Raw genomic sequence first — 20,355 nt, 5'->3', positions numbered from 1 at the left:
CATGTCGACTGATACACCCTCTCCGCGAGCAGGCTCGCTCCCACATTTGATTTGTATAGCGGCTTAATTAGACGTCTTGGCCATCTGCCGATCCGACGCGCGCCAGATCAGGCGTGTGGTGTCGTAACCCTGTTGACGCGCCTTGCTCAGCAATTCTTCACGCACTACACCGTTGACGGTCGGTGTGCGTGACAGCAGCCACAAGTACTTGCGACTCGGATCGCCGACGATGGCGGTCTTGTAATCGTCGCTGACATACAACACCCAGTACTCGCCCTTCGCCACACCCGGCACCAGGCGCGAGAACCAGTTATCGAATTCGACCCAGAGCTTGTCGGTCTTGCCCGGCACTTGTGGATAAGCCGTGCCCTTGGCTTCTTCCCACTGCCACTCCGGAGTCAGGCAACGGTTGAGCACGCCGACATTACCGTCAGGCTTGAGGGTGTAATGGGCTTCGGATTGCGCGCAGTGGCGCTGGAAGTACATCGGCAAGCGTGCCAGTTCATACCAGGTGCCCTGATAACGCTTGAGATTGACGCTGTTGACGGTCTTGGGCGCCAACGGGTCGACGCCGGAAGTGGCGCAGCCAGCCAGTACCAGGCCAGCAAAAAGGATCAGCAATAACCGCTTCATTTTTTTCTCCGTGGGCGCGAAGCCCCGGTTTACTTCAGGCCTTGGCCGGAAAACATCAGCACTTTGTCACCGGCGTATTGCACGCTGATAAAGCTGTTCTTGTCGCCCCAAGTGCAGCTGGACATACCGAGCGCGCCCGAGCAATCGGTGGGCTTGCCGAGAAGGGTTTCCACTTCGGACTTGGCCATGCCGGCCGAGAGCTTGGAGTAGTTTTCCTGATTGACCTTGCTGCATGCGGCCAACAGCACGCAAAACGACAGCAGGGCGATAGATCGCAGCGACATGGTGAAACTCCTGGAACGAGGGGGGATGGCATGGTGCCAACCAGAAGCTTAGAAGAGAAAAGTGTCATCTGGTTCCGTGACCGAACGCCTATTTATCAGCCCGCCCGTCCGGCTTTTGTCGGTAAATCAAAAACTTTGTGAAGCCGTCGAGCATTTCGTCGACTTTCCCTGCAAACGCCTAATCTTTGGCGCGGCGCGGTCGAAAATAAGAGCAGCGCAACGCTGCCGAATATGGCAAATTGCCGCCCTTTCCTGACCAGCCCCTTCGCGGTAGTTCATTCGATGACCAGAAACATGAAATTCAGCCACAAGATTTTGCTGGCTGCTGCCCTTGTGGTGGCCGTTGCGTTCGCCTGTTTCATCTTCTTCAACGACTATCGCCAGCGTCAGGCCTTGAGCAGCAGCACCGAGGCGACCATGCAGGAGCTGGGAAGCCTGACCACCAGCAACATCCAGACCTGGCTGGAAAGCCGCATTCAACTGCTGCAATCGCTGTCGCAGCAAGTCGCCGTCGACGGCAACGCGCCCGCCAGCCTCAAGCGCATCATCGACCTGCCCGCCTACACCGGCAATTTCCAGCTCAGCTATTTTGGCGGTGCCGACGGCGTGATGTTCTCGGTGCCGGCCGGCAACCGTGCGCCGGACTACGATCCACGGGCGCGCGGCTGGTACAAAGCGGCCAACAGCGCGCAGCAGACCATCGTCACCGAACCGTACATAGCCGCTTCGTCGGGCAAACTGGTCATCACCGTCGCCACCCCGGTGCAGCGTCAGGGCCAAATGCTCGGCGTGGCCGGTGCCGACATCGATCTGACCAGCGTCAGCGCGATCATCAACTCGCTGAACTTCGGCGGCCACGGTCACGCATTCATCGTCAGCGCCGAAGGGAAAATCCTGATTCACCCGGACAGCAAGCTGGTGCTCAAAACACTGGCCGAGGCTTATCCGAACGGTGCGCCCAAAGTCAGCCCGGGCCTGAAAGAAGTCGAGTTCGACGGCAAGACCCAGTTGATCTCATTCACCCACGTCAACGGCGTGCCATCGGCTGACTGGTACGTGGCGCTGGTGCTCGACAAAGACACCGCGTTCTCGATGCTCAGCGAATTCCGCACCTCGGCACTGATCGCCATGGTCATCGCCGTGTTGATCATCATCGGCCTGCTCGGCATGCTGATTCGCGTGCTGATGCAACCGCTGCTGACCATGGGCCGTGCGATGCATGACATCGCTGAAGGCGAAGGCGATCTGACCAAACGTCTGGTGATTCACGGCAACGATGAATTCGGCGCATTGGGTACGTCGTTCAACCGCTTCGTCGAACGCATTCATACGTCGATCCGCGAAGTGTCCTCGGCCACCGGCCAGGTCAACGAAGTCGCCCTGCGTGTGGTCGCTGCCTCGAACTCGTCGATGTACAACTCCGACCAGCAGGCCAGCCGCACCAACAGTGTCGCCGCCGCGATCAATCAGCTCGGCGCCGCCGCTCAGGAAATCGCCCAGAACGCCGCCCTCGCCTCGCAGCACTCCAGCGATGCGCGCAGCCTCGCGGTCGACGGCCAGCAGGTGGTGGATAAAACCATTTACGCCATGCAACAACTGTCGGCGAAGATCAGCGACTCCTGCGGCAACATCGAAACGCTGAACAGCAACACGGTGAACATCGGCCAGATTCTCGAAGTGATCACCAGCATTTCCCAGCAGACCAACCTGCTCGCACTCAACGCCGCCATTGAAGCCGCGCGTGCCGGTGAGGCCGGACGCGGTTTCGCCGTGGTCGCCGACGAGGTGCGCAACCTCGCGCACCGCACCCAGGATTCGGCGCAGCAAGTGCAGAAGATGATCGAAGAGTTGCAGGTCGGCGCACGTCAGGCAGTAACCATCATGACCGAGAGCCAGCGCGAGAGCGAAAGCAGCGTCGGCATCGCCAACCAGGCCGGCGAGCGTCTGGGCAGCGTGACCCAGCGCATCGGCGAAATCGACGGCATGAACCAGTCGGTGGCCACCGCGACTGAAGAGCAGACTGCTGTGGTCGAGTCGATCAATGTCGATATCAACGAGATCAACACGCTGAATCAGGAAGGCGTGGAGAACTTGCAGGCGACGTTGCGCGCGTGTTCGGACCTTGAGCAGCAGGCGGCGCGGTTGAAGCATCTGGTCGGCAGCTTCAGGATCTAAGCTGCAGCCTCAGGCCTCTTCGCGAGCAGGCTCGCTCCCACAGTGGAATGCATTTCAATTGTGGGAGCGAGCCTGCTCGCGAAAGCGGCATAAGCCGCACTGAAGATTCAGAATCTTGAGCCGGGCCTGGACAGGAACTCCAATTCCTCAGACGTAGACTCCCGCCCCAACACCGCATTGCGATGCGGAAACCGGCCAAACCGGGCAATCACCTTCTGATGCCGCTCGGCATAGTCCAGGTTATCGGCAAACACCGCCCGCTCCGACTCTGGTTGTTCAGCCACCAATTCAATAAATCTGGAAACGGCTTCATTCTGCACCGCGAGGTTTTCGCAGTGTTCGAACACCAGATAAATGAACACACGCTGAATCGGCTTCAACTGCCGATCAAAATCTGCCGCAATGCCTTGCGCGACAAGTTTCTGTGCAAGCAGATCACCGAAAAACGCTTTGGGGGTGTCGCGATAGATCATGCGCGGCAGTTGATCGAGCAGCAGCACCACCGCCAGCCAGCCTTCGGGACATTGCGTCCACTCGGTCAATTCGCCGGCCAGGGCCTGATCGACAAAGACCCCGAAACGCGTCTGCGCTTCGAGGTCTTGGCTGTTTCGCTTGCCGAACCACAACTTGCCCTTTTCGGCCGCTACTTCGTTGGCTGATTCGGCGTGTCCGAACCACCAGTCGAGCAACGGCTGCCAGGGCGCGTGCATGGTTTATTCCTTGTGGTAGGCCGTGGCGCGGGCGACTTCTTCTTTCGAACCGAGGAACACTGCAACGCGCTGGTGCAGGCCTTCCGGCTGGATGTCGAGAATGCGCTGGTGACCGTCGGTGGACGCGCCGCCGGCTTGTTCGACAAGGAACGACATCGGGTTGGCTTCATACATCAGGCGCAGCTTGCCCGGTTTCGACGGCTCGCGGCTGTCGCGCGGGTACATGAACAGACCACCACGGGTCAGGATGCGGTGGACGTCAGCAACCATCGCCGCGACCCAGCGCATGTTGTAATTCTTCTTCAACGGACCTTCTTCACCGGCCAGCAGCTCGCCGACATAGCGCTGTACCGGGGCTTCCCAGTGGCGCTGGTTGGACATGTTGATGGCGAATTCCTGGGTGGTTTCCGGGATGGTGATGTCTTCGTGAGTCAGGACGAAGCTGCCCATTTCGCGGTCCAGGGTGAAGCCTTTGACGCCGTCACCCAGGGTCAGCACCAGCATGGTCTGCGGGCCGTAGATGGCGTAGCCGGCGGCCACTTGCTGGGTGCCTGGCTGCAGGAAGGCTTTCTCGTTCAGCGGCTCGTTCTGGCTCAGGTATTCGTTCGGGCAACGCAGTACCGAGAAGATCGTGCCGACCGGGGCGTTGATGTCGATGTTTGACGAGCCGTCCAGTGGGTCGAACACCAGCAGGTAAGCGCCTTTCGGGTATTTGCCCGGGATCTGGTAGGCGTTGTCCATTTCTTCGGACGCCATGCCGGCCAGGTGGCCGCCCCATTCGTTGGCTTCGAGCAGGATCTCGTTAGAGATCACGTCGAGCTTCTTCTGCACTTCGCCTTGCACGTTCTCGGTGCCCATGCTGCCCAGAACACCACCCAGGGCGCCTTTGGACACGGCGTGGCTGATCTCCTTGCAGGCACGCGCTACCACTTCGATCAAAAAGCGCAGATCGGCAGGAGTGTTGTTGCTGCGGGTCTGCTCAATCAAATAGCGACTCAAGGTAACGCGGGACATGGACGGCTCCGGTGGAATGGGGGGCGGAAAACCCGCGCAGTTTACAGGGAGTCTGAAAACCTAGCGAGCGAAGACGCCGGCTAACGTGCGCCTGGGTGTATTTGCCTGTATGAGACGTGATTGTGGGTGGAGAGTTCAGGTGTCGGGTTTAGCGTAGTTGGAAATGGGGCGGGTGGTGGTTGAGCGATAGCGGCAGTCTGATGAATTTTTGTTGTTTGACCGGCCGCCATCGCTGGCTTGCCAGCGAATGGCGCGCAGCGCCGGCCATGCTCAGGTATTGGCTGGCGGTTTGCGCAACAGGCTGAACGCCATCGCCCCGAGAAACACCACACTGAGCAGCAACACTGCCCACAAGCCGAACTTCTTCCAGTTGGTCCCGGCCACCGCAGCCGTCGTCGCCGTTGAGGTTTGCGTGGCCTTCGCTTCGTCCTGCACCGTCGCCTTGCCCAGGCTCGCCAGCTTTTCTGGCTTGAAATCCGGAATCAACGTTGCCAGCGGCAGGTTCGCCGTTTTCACCGTGGCATTGCCCAAGGCCAGGCTGTACGGCCCTTCGCCCCGGGCGAGGAAAATCACCTGCGTGGCGCGCACCGCGTATTTCAGGTCCGGCGCCTGCTCACCCAACCCGCCGCCGCGCTCATCCACAGTCAGCTTGAGTTGCTGCACGGTCTGCCCGGACAGCGGGATTTCGTTCTGCACCACGTCCTGATTGTTCTGGCTCAGGCGATACAGCAAACCACTGCTCAGTGGCTGCCATGGCAAGCTGCTCTCGCGCCGGCCGGCCAACGTGACTGGCGCCAGACTGTTCGGCTGTTTCAGCTCGATCTGCACCCGCTCGACATTCAGCCCCATCGGCAACTGCCAGATGTATTCCCCGGACTTGGTGCTGCTGCCGGCCACGCTGGGCGACCAGACCAAAGGCAGCGGCAGGTTGCGCGGGTCGCTGCTTTTCAATTGCGCCGACGTCAGGACGGGCGCCGAACCCGGCGACTCCCACAGCAGGCGCACATAGCGCGCGGTCTGCCCCGGCAGGGTCACTTCGTGCTGTTCGATGCGCTCATCGGAAAAGGTCAGCCGTGCCACCTGGCCTTCGCCCCATGACTGCCAGTGCTGCAGATCGTCGCTGGCCTCGATGCTGAAACGCTGGAAACCGTCGCGCTCGCTGGTCCAGTCAAGGATCAACTGCTGCAACGGTGCCTTGATCGCACTGGCATCGAGCAGCCAGCCGCGCAGCACTTCTTCGCCCGCCTCCAGTTGCGAGGACGGTTGCACTTCGACCAAGGTGCCGTTGGTGGTCGACTGCACGCGCACATTCGGCGCACGCTCGCGGGCGTCGGCAGCGTTGTACAGCGGGAACCACTTGACCTCATGCAGCTTGCCGTCGTCGCGGGTCTGCGCCGATTCGCGAGCCAAGGCGTAGGCCTGCGATTCGCCGGCGGCGTTGAACACACGCAGGTCGCTGAGATCGGTCTGGCGCGCCTGCAATTGCGCGCTCAGCGGCAAGTCGAGGCGATACCACGGGCCATTGCCGCTCACCGTCAACGGCACTTGCGTGGCGAAGTCCGCCGGTTTTTCCTGAGCGCCAGCGACCATCACCACGCCCAGCGCCAACCAACCCAGATTCAGCATGCGACTCAAGATGCAACTCCTTCGGTTTCCGGCGCGGGTTTGTCCGCCGCCGGTTCAGCCTCGACGCGTTTGGGTGGCAGCGGCGCAAAGTAGCCGACCACCAGCAGCAACACGCCAACGCCGATAAACGAGACGATCCGGGCGAGGCCGCCACGGTTGCTCAGTTCGACAAAAATCAGCTTGGCCACCACCAGCGCGATCAGCGCCGCGCCGATCAGCCACACTTCGCGGCGATGGCGCAGATGGCCGCCGATCATCAACCCCAGCGCCATCAACGTCCAGACGATCGACAGGCCGGCCTGCACCAGCATCGACGCGAGCAACTGATCAAGCTCGAACGGGATGCCGGCCCAGTGATGCGCCGCGCGGGTGACCAGCGCGGTGCAGAAGGCAAACAGCGAAACCCCGGCGATCAGTTGCGTAGCCTTGTCGGCATGATCCTGACGGATCGACAGCTGCGCGACGGCGCTGCGCGACCAGGCATAAACGCCGAACAGCGCAAACAGCAGACCCAGCTCCAATGGGTTGAGCAGCGGCACGTAAGGCAATGGTTCGGCATTGCCATCGCTGACGCCATTGGCCAGCCAGAACCACGCCAGCATCAGCACCGCCAGCGGTGCCGCTGCGTACAAGCGGTACTCGCGGGCAAATGCGGCCACCGGCCACGGCCACGAACGGGGAGCAGCCATCAGCAACAGATAGAGGCTCGGCAGAATCGCCCAGCCCAGCCACCGCCACGCGTTGTACTGCTCGGCCAACAACAGCAGGCCGTAACGCAACTCCAGCGCCAGCACGCCAATCAACAGCCAGCAACCGAACACATGGGCCGCGCTCAATGCGCGCGCCGGCAACATCGACGCCAAGCGGCGCAGGCTGAAGAAATGCACCGCGAACAGCGCCGGCCACGCCAGCCAGCCGAAGTCGGCAGCCGGGTGATAGCGTGCATGCCACGCGCCGAGCAAGACCAGCGTCGCCGCCGGAATCAGCAAGGTGCAGAGCAACCCCAGCGCCGGCCATTTCAAGCGCAGTGACAGAATCGTCCACAGCGCCATAGTGATCGCCGAGATCAGCAGCAACAATGTGCCTTGCAAGTTCGGCGAAGCGAAACGCAGGATCTCGCTGACCCACGCCAGCGTCCACCAACCGGCGCCCCAGACCAGCAGCACTTGCGACAAGCGCTGCAAACTCAAGGCATCAAAAGCCGTGGCATGGTTGCCCAATTGCAAGCGCCACGCGCCGATCAGCGCGGCCAGCCCCAGCACCAGCGGTGTCCAGAAGCCGCCATGGGCCAACGGTTTCAGTCCTTCGCTGGACAGCGGCCCGAGCCATTCGGGGCCGGCGAGCAGAAACGCTGCGCCGCCGACCACCTGCAACAGCAGCCCGAAAACGAAACTCAGACGCTGTTGCAGGTACAGGCTCAGCCAGATGATCAGCAAACCGCTGGCCGCCCACACCGCGCTCGCGGTTTGCCACGGCAGCACGAACAGCACCGCCAGATTGATCAGCACCAACCCCGCCAGCAACACCACCGACAAGCCGCGCAGCAGGCGCACATCGTCGCGCACCATCTCATTCCGCGCTGCCAGCAGCATGCCGCCAATCAAGGCCAGTCCGATCAAGGACGCATTGAGCAAACCGCTCCAGCCAGCGCTGAACACCGCCGCCGAATCTTCGCCGGCAGTTTGCAGGCGCAGCAGGAACAACGCGCCGCCCAGCAACTGCACGGCGAACGCGGTGAACAGGAATGTGCGTGATTGAATCCGCAAGCCCACGAACAAAGTCGCCAACCCGGCCAAGGCCCAACTGATTGCCGTGCCCTGGATGAACAGGAACAACGGTGCCAGCAGATAAAGGAACGTCAGGCCCAGACACGCCAGCAGCGGCAGGCCTTGCCTTTCCCACGGCGATGTCTGCTCGGGCGTAGCCTTGCGCAGTTGAAGGAAACTGAACAGCAGCGCGGCGCCAAGCATCAGCGCGCCCAGCGGTGCGCCGTCGAGCAGGCTGCTCTCGCCGGGCTGCAACTGGCTGAGAAACGCCAGTGACGAACCCAGTTGCAGCAGTAAGGCAAAGGCCCGGGCAAACGGTCGATGCTGACGCAACCCAAGCCAGAAAATTCCCGCGCCTTCCACGGCCCACGCCGCAGAAGTCCAGCGCGCATCGAGCCCCAGCGGAATCGCGAGACTGGCAAAAATCACTCCCAGCGCCAGGCAGGTTTCACCTAGCAGCATCGCGCGCCCGCCCATCAAAACTTTGGCCAGCGCCATATAGATCATGCCCAGCGCTAACGCACTGAACGCCGCCGCAAATTCCAGGTGCTGGACCAACGCAAACTGCAAACCGAAGCCAATGATCGGCGGGCCGAACAGCATGGTGCCGTCGACATAATCACCCTTGCGGGCCGACCATTGCAGCAACGCCTCGCGGTCAGCGTCCGCCGGGGCATCCGCCATCTCGCGCAATTTGCGCCGGGCGAACAGCAGGCCGATGGCGAGGTACATGAGGAAAAACACAATCAGGAACGGCTCGGTGCTCCACAGCAGTTCCGGCGTGTAGGAACGCAGACCCCAGGCGAAACCGATACCGAAGGTCCCGACAAAACCGATCAGGTTGAGCAGGCGCCAAGCCTTGAACCAGGCGATGGAGAGAATGCCGGCGTTGAGCAAGGCGAAATAACTGAAAAGTGCGACGTGATTGCCTTCGCCGGTAGAAGTCAGAATCGGCGCGGCGAAACCGCCCAACGCTGCCGCTGCGGCCAACCCCAGTGCATCCTGAGTGATCGCCAGAATGGCCGAGAACACCGTCACCGCGACCAGCAAACCGAGTGCAGCGGACGGATCAAGCAACGGATGCAGACGCATCGCCGCAAACACCGTCAGGTACAACACCGCGATCCCGGTGCCTTGCAGCATCAACGCATAGTTGCTATTGCGTCGGCGCAGCCACCAGCCCAGCGCAAGCAAGGCGAACGCCGCTGCCGCAACACCGGCGTAACGCAACTCGATCGGCACCACCATGCCTTCGGTGGCGTAACGCAGTAAAAACGCCAGACCGAAAAACAGCAGCACCACACCGACGCGCAGCACGGTGTTGCCGCCAAACAGCCAGTTGCGCGCAGCGCTGATGCCGCGTTCGATCAGGTTCGGGCCACGGGGTTCGGCGGTTTTTTGCGGTGGTGCAACGGGAGCCGGTTCGGCGCGCCAGGCATCGGCCGGCAGCGGCTGGGTGGTTTCGCGGGCGACGGCGGAGACCGGTTCGAGTTCGGGGGGCAGTTCCCAGATCAGCTCAGGGGTCGGGGCAGCCTGCTCAGCCACGTCGACGGGTGCGGCGACTGGCTCGGCTTCAGGTGGCGGCGCGGGCGCATGCGAGGGCGAACCTTCCAGCACAAACAGCCGCTGGGCCACGCCTTGCAAGGCTTCGCGCACTTGCTCGAGTTGACGCTGTTGCTCCGCCGCCTGCGAGCCGAGGCGCGCAATGCGTAGCGCCTGGCCGATGACCAGCCCCAGCAGCGCACCCAACAGCGCGCCGCTGAATGACTCGTCGAGCAGTCCACCGAGCACCAGCCCGATCAACATGAACATCCATTGCATGGTCGATATCCCTAAGCAGCCCCGGGGCGGGGCGAGTCCGGCGATGGCTTCAGTCTAGGCACAAACCGTGTGGGAGCGAGCCTGCTCGCGAAGGCGGATTGTCAGCCAACATTTCTGTTTAAGTCGACGATCGCTTCGCGAGCAGGCTCGCTCCCACAGGGTACGGCGGTAATTGATGCCTTTAAACCGGCGCTCAGTATATCGATCCGGCCCAACAAACGTTGGGCCTTGCGCAGATTTGTCGGGGAAAGTTACTCCAGCGCTTTCCAGATATCCGTGGCGTACTCGCGAATCGTCCGGTCGGAAGAGAACCAGCCCATCCGCGAGGTATTGAGCACCGCCGAACGCCACCAGTTCTGCGAGTCGTGCCAGTGCGCATCGACACGCTTCTGCGCTTCCCAGTAGGAGTCGAAGTCGGCGCAGACCAGGAAGCGGTCATAGTCGATCAACGAGTCGATCAGGCCGGTATAACGCGAGGTATCGTCCGGCGAAAACACACCGCTGCGAATCGCTTGCAGCACATCGTTCAAACGATGGGAGGCGGCGATGTCGGGTACAGCGCTGAACTCGTGGTTCTGCTTGCGCGCTTCAACCTGTTGCGCACTGAGGCCGAAGATGAACATGTGCTCGGCACCGATGCGCTCGCACATTTCCACGTTGGCACCGTCGAGGGTGCCGATGGTCAGCGCGCCGTTGAGGCCGAACTTCATGTTACTGGTGCCCGACGCCTCGAAACCGGCGGTGGAAATCTGCTCGGACAAATCCGCCGCCGGAATGATGCTTTCGGCCAGGCTGACGTTGTAGTTGGGCAGGAACACCACTTTCAGCAGACCACGCACGGTCGGGTCGTTGTTCACCACCCGAGCAATGTCATTGGTCAGCTTGATGATCAGCTTGGCCTGGTGATAACTCGCCGCCGCTTTACCGGCGAAGATCTTGACCCGTGGCACCCAGTCGACTTCCGGCTCGGCACGAATCGCTTGGTACAACGCCACGGTGTGCATCAGGTTGAGCAACTGACGCTTGTATTCGTGGATACGTTTGACCTGCACGTCGAACATCGCCGCCGGGTTGACCGCGATCCCGAGGCGCTCGTGAATCAGATAGGCCAGCGCCTTCTTGCTGTGCAAACGCTGCTCGGCGAAGGCTTTGCGGAACGCGGTTTTCTCGGCGAACGGTTCAAGTTCGAGCAGGCGCTCTTCGGGATGGTCGAGCACATCCGGGCCGAGAGCGTCGATCAGCATCGAGGTCAGTTCCGGGTTGGCCTGATACAGCCAGCGGCGGAAGGTGATGCCGTTGGTTTTGTTGTTGATCCGCTCCGGGTAGAGCTTGTGCAGTTCGGCGAATACGGTTTTGCGCATCAACTGCGTATGCAGACCGGACACGCCGTTTACGCTGTGGGAACCGAGGAACGCGAGGTTGCCCATGCGCACCCGGCGGCCGTTGTCTTCTTCGATCAGCGACACCGCGCGCAACACGTCGAAGTCGTGAATGCCCTTGGCCCGCAGCGAATCGATGTGCTGCGCGTTGATCAGGTAAATGATCTGCATGTGCCGTGGCAGCATGCGTTCCATCAGCCCGACCGGCCAGGTTTCCAGCGCTTCCGGCAGCAGCGTGTGGTTGGTGTACGACAGCGTGTCGACGGTGACTTGCCATGCTGCGTCCCACGCGACGTCGTAGACGTCGACCAGTTGGCGCATCAGTTCTGCCACGGCGATTGACGGGTGAGTGTCGTTGAGCTGGATCGCCGCGTGATCACCGAGGGTCAGCACCGAGGTGTGCATGTTGCGGTGACGGCGCAGCAGATCCTGCAGCGAGGCGGCGACGAAGAAGTATTCCTGACGCAGGCGCAGTTCTTGCCCGGCTTCGGTGCTGTCGGCCGGATAAAGGACGCGGGAGATACTTTCGGCGCGAGCCACTTCCGCCACGGCGCCCAGGTGGTCACCGGCGTTGAAGCGTTCCAGGTGCAGGTCTTCCATGGCGCGGGCACGCCACAGGCGCAGAGTGTTGACGCTCGCTCCGCGCCAGCCGACCACGGGCGTGTCATAAGCAATTGCGCGCACGGTTTCCGCCGGCGACCAGACCTGACGAGTCTTGCCGGAGGCATCGGTGACGGTTTCGACGCTGCCGCCGAAGCCGATCGGGTACGCCACTTCCGGCCGTTCGAATTCCCAAGGGTTGCCGAAATCCAGCCAGTGTTCGGTCTGCTCCTGTTGCCAGCCATCGACGATCGCCTGACGGAACAAGCCATGCTCATAACGAATGCCATAGCCATGGCCGGCGATGCCGAGGGTCGACATGCTTTCCATGAAACACGCCGCGAGCCGACCGAGGCCGCCGTTACCGAGCGCCGCGTCGGGCTCCAGCAGACGAATGCGCTCCAGATCGACGCCCAGTTCGGTCAACGCTTCACGGGCGACGTCGAGCAGGCCGAGGTTGCTCAGGCTGTCGTAGAGCAAACGGCCGATGAGAAATTCCAGCGAGAGGTAATAAACCCGCTTCTGGCCTTTGCGATAGATCTGTCGGGTGTGGTCCATCCAGTGTTCGACCATGTGATCACGCGCAGCCAGGGCGATGGCTTCGAACCAGTCATGGTCGAAGGCATGATCGGGGTCTTTGCCCACGGCGTAGGTGAGTTTGGTCAGGACGGCGTCGCGGAACGCGGCCACCTCTGCTTCGCGAACTAGTGGTTCTTGAGTCATCAACAGGACCTCGAGCGAGCGGGAATTTTCTGAGCCTAGACGGTCTGACCGGCGGTAACGGCTCTGGTTCGGCAGTATTTGCCCGGACCGTGCGCCAGTGCGACATAACCCTGGCGGATGAACCAATGAATGCAGGGGCCGTGCCGTCCTGTCGGGCAAATTGCAGTCGTTGCGAAAATATCCGGCGAAAGGTTGTTCAAAATTCCACCGCTCCCGGTATGATCGCGCGCCCTGATGCATACACACCTGGTAACTCCCGATGATGAAGCCCAACCTGATCGCCGCCGCCGAGATTGATCGTCTCGATACGTGGGCCAAATACTCGGCGCCGATGTGCGGCTCGTGCATGTCCAGCTGCTGCACGCTGCCGGTCGAAGTGAAGATCAAGGATCTGGTGCGCATCGGCGTCGTCGACGAGTTCGAACTGGGCGATCCGCCAAAGAACATCGCCAAGCGTCTGCAAAAGGAAGGCCTGGTCGAGCGCTTCAATCAGAAGTCGGGGATCTTCACCCTGCAGCGCATGAGCAACAACGACTGCTATTACCTCGATCGTAAAAGCCGCCTGTGCACCATTTATGACAAGCGCCCGGACACCTGCCGCAACCATCCGAAGATCGGCCCGCGGCCGGGGTATTGCGCTTATAAGCCGAAAGAAGTCGAGCGGGTGCAGAATTTCCGGGCCATCGACAAATTTTGATCGCTGGGGAAGTTTTCGGCGGCTGATCGGCCGCTTTCGCGAGCAGGCTCGCTCCCACAATAGAGATCAGTGAACACGGATTTTGTGTGCACCCGAAATCCCACTGTGGGAGCGAGCCTGCTCGCGAAAGGGCCAGTGCAAACACTGCATAAACGCCAGACAAACAAAAACGCCCCCGGTCTCGCGACCGGGGGCGTTTTCTATTCCAGGGCTGAATTACGCCTTGGCTTTCTTCGCAGCGCGGGTACGCTCGCTTTCGTCGAGGATCTTCTTGCGAAGACGGATCGACTTAGGAGTGACTTCGCACAGCTCGTCTTCCTGGATGTATTCCAGAGCCTGTTCCAGGGTGAAGCGAACAGGTGGAACCAGAGCGATGGTTTCGTCTTTACCCGAAGCACGCATGTTGTCGAGCTTCTTGCCTTTGGTTGGGTTGACACCCAGGTCGTTGTCGCGGCTGTTCTGACCAACGATCTGACCGTTGTAGATCTCCTGGCCGTGTTCTACGAACAGCTTGCCACGGGCCTGCAGGGTTTCCAGCGAGTAGGTCAGAGCCTTGCCGGTTTCAACCGAAACTAGAACGCCGTTCTGACGGCCGGACATGTGGCCCGACTTCACTGGAGCGTAACGGTCGAAGATCGAGGTCAGGATGCCAGCACCGTTGGTCAGGGTCAGGAACTGGTTACGGAAACCGATCAGACCGCGAGCAGGGATGTTGTATTCCAGACGAACACGGCCCTTGCCATCCGGCACCATGTTGCTCAGGTCGCCCTTACGCAGACCCATCTCTTCCATGACCTTGCCCTGGGATTCTTCAGGGATGTCGATGGTGACGTTTTCGAACGGTTCCTGCTTCACGCCGTCGACTTCACGGATGATCACTTCAGGGCGGCCCAGGGCCAGCTCGAAGCCTTCGCGACGCATAGTTTCGATCAGTACCGAGAGGTGCAGCTCACCACGGCCGGAAACCTTGAACTTGTCAGCCGAGTCGCCTTCTTCAACGCGCAGTGCAACGTTGTACAGCAGCTCTTTGTCCAGACGATCCTTGATGTTACGGGAGGTCACGAACTTGCCTTCTTTACCGCAGAATGGCGAGTCGTTTACCTGGAAGGTCATGGACACGGTTGGCTCGTCAACGGTCAGCGGCTTCATCGCCTCGACGGTGTTGATATCGCACAGAGTGTCGGAGATGAACAGCTCGTCGAAGCCGCTGATGCAGACGATGTCGCCGGCTGCTGCTTCGTCAACGTCAATGCGGTGCAGACCGTGGTGACCCATCAGCTTCAGGATACGACCGTTGCGACGCTTGCCGTCGGCGCTGATAGCGACAACCGGGGTGTTCGGCTTGACGCGACCACGAGCGATACGGCCAACACCGATAACACCCAGGAAGCTGTTGTAGTCCAGAGCGGAGATCTGCATCTGGAACGGACCGTCACGGTCAACGGCCGGAGGCGGAACGTGGTCGACTACTGCCTGGTACAGCGGAGTCATGTCTTCCGCCATGGCGGTGTGGTCCAGACCGGCAATACCGTTCAGGGCCGAAGCGTAAACAACCTGGAAGTCCAGTTGTTCTTCGGTAGCACCGAGGTTGTCGAACAGGTCGAAGATCTGGTCCAGAACCCAGTCCGGACGCGCGCCTGGACGGTCAACCTTGTTGATGACCACGATTGGACGCAGGCCGGCTTCGAAAGCCTTCTTGGTCACGAAACGGGTTTGCGGCATAGGGCCGTCTTGAGCGTCAACCAGCAGCAGAACGGAGTCGACCATCGACATTACGCGTTCAACTTCGCCGCCGAAGTCGGCGTGGCCCGGGGTGTCCACGATGTTGATGTGGTAGCCGTTCCAGTTGATGGCGGTGTTCTTCGCCAGAATGGTAATACCGCGCTCTTTTTCCTGGTCGTTGGAGTCCATCACGCGCTCGTCGTTGAGCTCGTTGCGCTCCAGGGTGCCGGATTGACGCAGAAGTTTGTCTACCAGGGTGGTTTTACCGTGGTCAACGTGGGCAATGATGGCGATGTTGCGTAGATTTTCGATCACTTGTGTATCTCGATCAGAGGATTCGGTTTGCTGACAAGTCATGGCAGCGATTAGCAGTAGTGTCCGGCATGGCCGTTACAGCTTGACGGCGGTGTCGGGGGGCCGGTGACGCAGGCCACAGGCAAACAGCCCCGGGCACTTAGCTCGGTCGATAAACGCGCACATTGGCATGCCCCTCACTGAGCAAATGGTGGGCATGCAGGCGACTCATCACGCCTTTGTCGCAATACAGCAGGTACTGGCGAGTAGGGTCCAGTTCCTTGAAACGTGCGTTCACTGCATAGAACGGCATCGTCTGTACCTCTATGCCGGCGAGCTCCAGCGGGTCATCCTCGGCGGCATCCGGGTGGCGGATGTCGATGACGATCTGACCGGCCAGCGCTTCGCTGACTTCTTCAATTTGCAAATCCTGGCCCAACTCGTCGATTACCCGATCGATCGGCACCAGTTTGGCGTTGGCGAGCGCGCGCTCGAGTACCGCCATGTCGAATTCTTTCTCTTCGTGCTCAACCCGGCCACGCTTGGCGGCGGTCTTGGGGTTGACCGAAATCACGCCGCAGTATTCCGGCATGTGCCGGGCGAAATCGGCGGTGCCGATCTCGTTGGCGGTGTCGATGATGTCCTGCTTGTGCGCGACGATCAGCGGCCGCAGCACCAGTTTGTCGGTCACGCAGTCGATCACCGACAGGTTCGGCAGCGTCTGGCTCGACACCTGGGAGATCGCTTCACCGGTCACCAGTGCATCGATGTGCAGGCGTTCGGCGATCTCGGACGAGGCGCGCAACATCATACGCTTCAAAACCACGCCCATATGACTGTTATCGACTTTGCCGAGAATTTCGCCCAGCACTTCCTCGAACGGCACACTGACAAATAGCACGCGTTGCGAGCTGCCGTACTTCTTCCAGATGAAGTGCGCGACTTCCATCACGCCCAATTCGTGGGCACGCCCGCCGAGATTAAAGAAGCAGAAGTGCGCCATCAGGCCGCGACGCATGATCTGGTAAGCCGCCACGGTCGAATCGAAGCCGCCGGACATCAATACCAGCGTCTGCTCCAACGCGCCGAGCGGGTAGCCGCCGATGCCGTTGTGCTGGCTGTGAATCACGAACAACCGTTTGTCGCGAACCTCGATACGGACTTCGATTTGCGGTGCTTTAAGGTCGATTCCGGCCGCACCGCACTCGCGACGCAGCTTGCTGCCGACGTATTTTTCCACGTCCATCGAGCTGAAGGCATGCTTGCCTGCGCGCTTGCAGCGCACCGAGAAAATCTTCCCGGCCAGTGCATCGCCGTAGTGCTGTTTGCACTTTTCGGTGATGTCGTCGAAGTCGCCCAGCGGGTACTCGTCGATCTGCAGAAAATGCGCGATACCCGGCATGCAGGTCAGGCGCTCGCCCATCTCTTTCAAGGCTTTGGGGTCGGTAACGCGGGTTTCCAGCTCGAGATTGTCCCACACGCCGTTCACCACCACGGCCGGGTCCAGGTCACGGAGCACGGTGCGGATGTTCTTGGCCAACTGGCGGATGAATTTCGTCCGGACAGGTCGGCTTTTGATGGTGATCTCGGGGAAGACTTTTACGATAAGTTTCATGAAAACAGCGCGCGAACGGCCAGCCGAAAAAGGGGGGCGCGGATTATAGCGGAAATTGCTCAAGGTTTAACCAGTTAATGTGCAGAAGGTTTTGCTTGCACCAAAACAGGTCATTTCTGAATTTAAACGCAACATTAAGGGGCGGGATTTGTCGATTCAGTACCTCGCACGCCTTAATAAGCGTGAATTTGGGGCAAAAAACCCATGCTGGGGCACTGGCATGCAATTTGCTCCCTTGTGAGGCAGGTTGCCTTGGCAGAGTATTCGCGCCGGCATCACCATTATTAAGGGCATCCACTACCCGCCCTAATTCACCCGGAGGACACTATGTCGAAGTCGGTTCAACTCATCAAAGATCATGACGTCAAGTGGATTGATCTGCGCTTCACGGACACCAAAGGCACTCAGCACCACGTGACCATGCCGGCTCGCGATGCGCTGGATGACGACTTCTTCGAAGTCGGCAAGATGTTCGACGGTTCCTCCATCTCCGGCTGGAAAGGCATCGAAGCCTCCGACATGATCCTGATGCCGGTCGACGAAACTGCCGTGCTCGATCCGTTCACCGAAGACCCAACCCTGATTCTGGTGTGCGACATCATCGAGCCTTCGAGCATGCAGGGCTACGATCGCGACCCACGTGCGATCGCCAAGCGCGCCGAAGAGCACCTGAAAGCCACCGGTATCGGTGACACCGTATTCGCCGGTCCGGAGCCTGAGTTCTTCATCTTTGACTCGGTCAAATTCAAGTCGGACATCTCCGGCTCGATGTTCAAGATCTACTCCGAGCAAGGTTCGTGGATGTCCGACCAGGACATCGAAGGTGGCAACAAGGGTCACCGTCCAGGCGTGAAAGGCGGCTACTTCCCGGTTCCACCGTTCGACCACGACCACGAAATCCGTACTGCCATGTGCAACGCACTGGAAGAAATGGGTCAGTCGGTTGAAGTTCACCACCACGAAGTGGCAACTGCCGGCCAGAACGAAATCGGCGTCAAGTTCAACACCCTGGTGAAGAAGGCTGACGAAGTTCAGACCCTGAAATACGTTGTGCACAACGTTGCCGACGCTTACGGCCGCACCGCGACCTTCATGCCGAAGCCACTGTACGGCGACAACGGTTCGGGCATGCACGTACACATGTCGATCTGGAAAGACGGCAAGAACACCTTCGCAGGTGAAGGCTATGCCGGCCTGTCCGATACCGCTCTGTACTTCATCGGCGGCATCATCAAGCACGGTAAGGCCCTGAACGGCTTCACCAACCCGGCGACCAACTCCTACAAGCGTCTGGTGCCAGGCTTCGAAGCTCCGGTAATGCTGGCCTACTCGGCTCGCAACCGTTCCGCTTCGATCCGTATTCCTTACGTGTCGAGCCCGAAAGCCCGCCGTATCGAAGCACGCTTCCCGGATCCGGCTGCCAACCCGTACCTGGCTTTCGCAGCTCTGCTGATGGCCGGTCTGGACGGTATCCAGAACAAGATCCACCCAGGCGATGCCGCCGACAAGAACCTGTACGACCTGCCGCCTGAAGAGGCGAAAGAGATTCCACAGGTTTGCGGCAGCCTGAAAGAAGCCCTGGAAGAGCTGGACAAGGGCCGCGCGTTCCTGACCAAGGGCGGCGTGTTCTCCGACGACTTCATCGACGCTTACATCGCGCTGAAATCGGAAGAAGAAATCAAGGTTCGCACCTTCGTACACCCACTGGAATATGAGCTGTACTACAGCTGCTGATCCGGTAGCGCTGCGTAAAGCGGCGTGACACAAGAGGCCTCCTTCGGGAGGCCTTTTTTATTGCCCGGCGCAACGCATTTTCCATGTGGGAGCGAGCCTGCTCGCGAAAGCGGTGGGTCATTGATCATTCCCACGCTCCGCGTGGGAATGCAGCCCGTGACGCTCCGCGTCACTGGACGCGGAGCGTCCCAGGAGGCATTCCCACGCAGAGCATGGGAACGATCCGTGTTTTGGCTACCAGTCTTTTCAATTCCAGTTATTAACGGTTTTGGCCAACCGCCCCACCTGTCCTATGCTGCTACCCACAGTTTCCAACCCCGGTCGATTTCATGGGTCGCACGCTTCTCTACATTCTGCTGCTGATCGCCCTGCCCGCCGCCGCGCAGATCTACAAGTACACCGACGCCAACGGCAACACGGCGTACAGCAATCAGCCGCCGGACGGCGTGCAGGCGCAACCGGTCGAGTTGCCGCCACTCAATCGGGTCGAGCCGCAAGCACCGAGTGCGCCGCAAGCACCCACCGCAGAACAACCGCAACCACCGCGCAACGCCTATGAAATCCTCGAACTCGCCGGCCTGCCCACTGACGAGGCGCTGCGCGCCAACAACGGCACCTTCACGGTCAACGTCCTGATCAAACCGCGCCTGCAATCGCCGCATCAACTGAGACTGGTGCTGGACGACGAGCCCTATGGCCAGCCGAGCAACGTGCCGGTTCTGCAACTGGTCAACATCGATCGCGGCGAGCATCGCCTGGCCGTGCAAGTGATCGACGGCCAAAGCGTCGTTCAGCAGAGCCCGCCAGCCGTCTTCACCGTGCAACGGGTGCATACGCCATGATCCGCGCGGGGCTGGCACTCATTCTGGCGCTGATGTCGACGTACACCTTGGCGGAGGTCTTTACCTATGTCGACGCGCAGGGCAACCGCGTCTATACCGACCAGCCACGCGCCAACGCCAAGCGAGTGCCGATCGCGACGAGCAATCGCATGGCTGTCCCTGCCAACACCGCAGCGCCGATCACCACAGCGAAAAAATCCGCCGAACCAGCGCCCTTTCACTACGACATGCTGCGCATTCTGATCCCGGAGCCCGATGCCACTCTGCGCAGCAGCGCCGGCGAGCTGATCGTCAGCGTCACCAGCGAGCCCGGCCTGCAAAGCGGCCATCGTTATCGCCTGCTGCTGGATGGCAAGGCCACTGGCGAGCCCGGCGTCAGCCCGGTATTTGCGCTGAGCAATATCGATCGCGGCAGCCACAGCCTTTCGATCGAAATCCTCGACGCCGCCGGGCGTACCGTGGAACGCACCGCCAATCAGCCGTTCCACATGCTGCGCATTTCCCTCGCGCAGAAACGTCAGGTCAAACCCTGCGTTGCCGACGACTATGGCGTGCGCCCGGAATGTCCGCTCAAGGACAAACCTGAAGAGCCGAAAAATCCATTCCTGCGCTTCTTTTAACCTCCGCCAGCCGCGCGCACTCTATTGGTGCACTAAACTGCATCTCGCCCACAACCCAACCCATTTTGGTTCGAAACTTCCCGTTTGAGCTGGCTTCGTG

At 60.5% G+C, this 20,355-nt stretch carries 14 protein-coding genes; 5 read left to right on the top strand and 9 right to left on the bottom strand.

What is annotated here, in order from left to right; genetic code table 11:
* Positions 1 to 63: 63 nt before the first annotated feature.
* Complete coding sequence (locus tag NF676_RS02475) at positions 64 to 633, bottom strand: lipocalin family protein (RefSeq protein WP_016772094.1); 570 nt, start codon at positions 631 to 633, stop codon at positions 64 to 66.
* Positions 634 to 662: 29 nt separating this feature from the next.
* The gene (locus tag NF676_RS02470; RefSeq protein WP_016772095.1) at positions 663 to 917 is read right to left on the bottom strand and encodes a hypothetical protein; all 255 of its coding nucleotides are present in this window, start codon (positions 915 to 917) and stop codon (positions 663 to 665) included.
* 282 nt (positions 918 to 1,199) lie between these two features.
* Between NF676_RS02470 and NF676_RS02465 the strand changes: the two genes are divergently transcribed.
* Positions 1,200 to 3,092: a methyl-accepting chemotaxis protein gene (locus tag NF676_RS02465; protein WP_252887181.1), complete on the top strand. Its 1,893-nt coding sequence runs from the start codon at positions 1,200 to 1,202 to the stop codon at positions 3,090 to 3,092.
* Between the two features lie 107 nt (positions 3,093 to 3,199).
* On the opposite strand, the gene NF676_RS02460 is transcribed toward NF676_RS02465, so the two are convergent.
* The 5 genes from NF676_RS02460 to NF676_RS02440 form a co-directional block, all read right to left on the bottom strand.
* Positions 3,200 to 3,802 carry a DUF924 family protein gene (locus NF676_RS02460; RefSeq protein ID WP_252877273.1) on the bottom strand — a complete coding sequence of 201 codons (603 nt, stop codon included), beginning with the start codon at positions 3,800 to 3,802 and terminating at the stop codon, positions 3,200 to 3,202.
* 3 nt (positions 3,803 to 3,805) lie between these two features.
* Complete coding sequence (locus tag NF676_RS02455) at positions 3,806 to 4,816, bottom strand: class 1 fructose-bisphosphatase (protein WP_016772098.1); 1,011 nt, start codon at positions 4,814 to 4,816, stop codon at positions 3,806 to 3,808.
* Between the two features lie 270 nt (positions 4,817 to 5,086).
* Positions 5,087 to 6,451 carry a DUF3999 domain-containing protein gene (locus tag NF676_RS02450; protein WP_252887180.1) on the bottom strand — a complete coding sequence of 455 codons (1,365 nt, stop codon included), beginning with the start codon at positions 6,449 to 6,451 and terminating at the stop codon, positions 5,087 to 5,089.
* Positions 6,448 to 10,029, bottom strand: coding sequence for a DUF2339 domain-containing protein (locus NF676_RS02445; RefSeq protein WP_252887179.1), 3,582 nt, complete (start codon positions 10,027 to 10,029; stop codon positions 6,448 to 6,450). The genes NF676_RS02450 and NF676_RS02445 overlap by 4 nt, the downstream gene beginning before the upstream one ends.
* A 251-nt stretch (positions 10,030 to 10,280) precedes the next feature.
* The gene (locus NF676_RS02440) at positions 10,281 to 12,731 is read right to left on the bottom strand and encodes a glycogen/starch/alpha-glucan phosphorylase (RefSeq protein WP_041477535.1); all 2,451 of its coding nucleotides are present in this window, start codon (positions 12,729 to 12,731) and stop codon (positions 10,281 to 10,283) included.
* A gap of 259 nt (positions 12,732 to 12,990) precedes the next feature.
* Between NF676_RS02440 and NF676_RS02435 the strand changes: the two genes are divergently transcribed.
* Positions 12,991 to 13,428, top strand: coding sequence for a YkgJ family cysteine cluster protein (locus tag NF676_RS02435; protein WP_252887178.1), 438 nt, complete (start codon positions 12,991 to 12,993; stop codon positions 13,426 to 13,428).
* A 216-nt stretch (positions 13,429 to 13,644) separates the two neighbouring features.
* Here NF676_RS02435 and typA read toward each other — a convergent pair whose 3' ends face one another.
* Both typA and thiI read right to left on the bottom strand, forming a co-directional pair.
* A complete protein-coding gene (typA, locus tag NF676_RS02430; protein WP_016772102.1) occupies positions 13,645 to 15,465 on the bottom strand; it encodes a translational GTPase TypA in 1,821 nt (606 codons plus the stop codon).
* A gap of 139 nt (positions 15,466 to 15,604) precedes the next feature.
* Positions 15,605 to 17,059: a tRNA uracil 4-sulfurtransferase ThiI gene (gene thiI / locus NF676_RS02425; RefSeq protein WP_024011233.1), complete on the bottom strand. Its 1,455-nt coding sequence runs from the start codon at positions 17,057 to 17,059 to the stop codon at positions 15,605 to 15,607.
* 327 nt (positions 17,060 to 17,386) lie between these two features.
* Between thiI and glnA the strand changes: the two genes are divergently transcribed.
* The 3 genes from glnA to NF676_RS02410 all read left to right on the top strand — a co-directional run bounded on the left by glnA (position 17,387) and on the right by NF676_RS02410 (position 20,255).
* Positions 17,387 to 18,793 (top strand): type I glutamate--ammonia ligase, encoded by a 1,407-nt coding sequence (glnA, locus tag NF676_RS02420; protein WP_016772104.1) that lies wholly within the window; start codon positions 17,387 to 17,389, stop codon positions 18,791 to 18,793.
* A gap of 329 nt (positions 18,794 to 19,122) precedes the next feature.
* Positions 19,123 to 19,635 (top strand): DUF4124 domain-containing protein, encoded by a 513-nt coding sequence (locus tag NF676_RS02415; RefSeq protein WP_252887177.1) that lies wholly within the window; start codon positions 19,123 to 19,125, stop codon positions 19,633 to 19,635.
* Positions 19,632 to 20,255 (top strand): DUF4124 domain-containing protein, encoded by a 624-nt coding sequence (locus NF676_RS02410; RefSeq protein WP_252887176.1) that lies wholly within the window; start codon positions 19,632 to 19,634, stop codon positions 20,253 to 20,255. The genes NF676_RS02415 and NF676_RS02410 overlap by 4 nt, the downstream gene beginning before the upstream one ends.
* Positions 20,256 to 20,355: the final 100 nt, after the last annotated feature.

Source organism: Pseudomonas siliginis (assembly GCF_024072275.1).
Lineage (GTDB): Bacteria > Pseudomonadota > Gammaproteobacteria > Pseudomonadales > Pseudomonadaceae > Aquipseudomonas > Aquipseudomonas siliginis.
Note: the sequence above shows the minus strand (reverse complement) of the source record. Positions and strands in the feature narration are given on the sequence as shown.

What these genes read in the sequence shown, in the direction of transcription:
- NF676_RS02410 (WP_252887176.1), top strand. Translation starts at nt 19,632, where the DNA reads ATGATCCGCGCGGGGCTGGCACTCATTCTGGCGCTGATGTCGACGTAC.
- NF676_RS02415 (WP_252887177.1), top strand. Translation starts at nt 19,123, where the DNA reads ATGGGTCGCACGCTTCTCTACATTCTGCTGCTGATCGCCCTGCCCGCC.
- thiI (WP_024011233.1), bottom strand. Translation starts at nt 17,059, where the DNA reads ATGAAACTTATCGTAAAAGTCTTCCCCGAGATCACCATCAAAAGCCGA.
- glnA (WP_016772104.1), top strand. Translation starts at nt 17,387, where the DNA reads ATGTCGAAGTCGGTTCAACTCATCAAAGATCATGACGTCAAGTGGATT.
- NF676_RS02470 (WP_016772095.1), bottom strand. Translation starts at nt 917, where the DNA reads ATGTCGCTGCGATCTATCGCCCTGCTGTCGTTTTGCGTGCTGTTGGCC.
- NF676_RS02435 (WP_252887178.1), top strand. Translation starts at nt 12,991, where the DNA reads ATGATGAAGCCCAACCTGATCGCCGCCGCCGAGATTGATCGTCTCGAT.
- NF676_RS02455 (WP_016772098.1), bottom strand. Translation starts at nt 4,816, where the DNA reads ATGTCCCGCGTTACCTTGAGTCGCTATTTGATTGAGCAGACCCGCAGC.
- NF676_RS02460 (WP_252877273.1), bottom strand. Translation starts at nt 3,802, where the DNA reads ATGCACGCGCCCTGGCAGCCGTTGCTCGACTGGTGGTTCGGACACGCC.
- NF676_RS02465 (WP_252887181.1), top strand. Translation starts at nt 1,200, where the DNA reads ATGACCAGAAACATGAAATTCAGCCACAAGATTTTGCTGGCTGCTGCC.
- NF676_RS02445 (WP_252887179.1), bottom strand. Translation starts at nt 10,029, where the DNA reads ATGCAATGGATGTTCATGTTGATCGGGCTGGTGCTCGGTGGACTGCTC.
- NF676_RS02475 (WP_016772094.1), bottom strand. Translation starts at nt 633, where the DNA reads ATGAAGCGGTTATTGCTGATCCTTTTTGCTGGCCTGGTACTGGCTGGC.
- NF676_RS02440 (WP_041477535.1), bottom strand. Translation starts at nt 12,731, where the DNA reads ATGACTCAAGAACCACTAGTTCGCGAAGCAGAGGTGGCCGCGTTCCGC.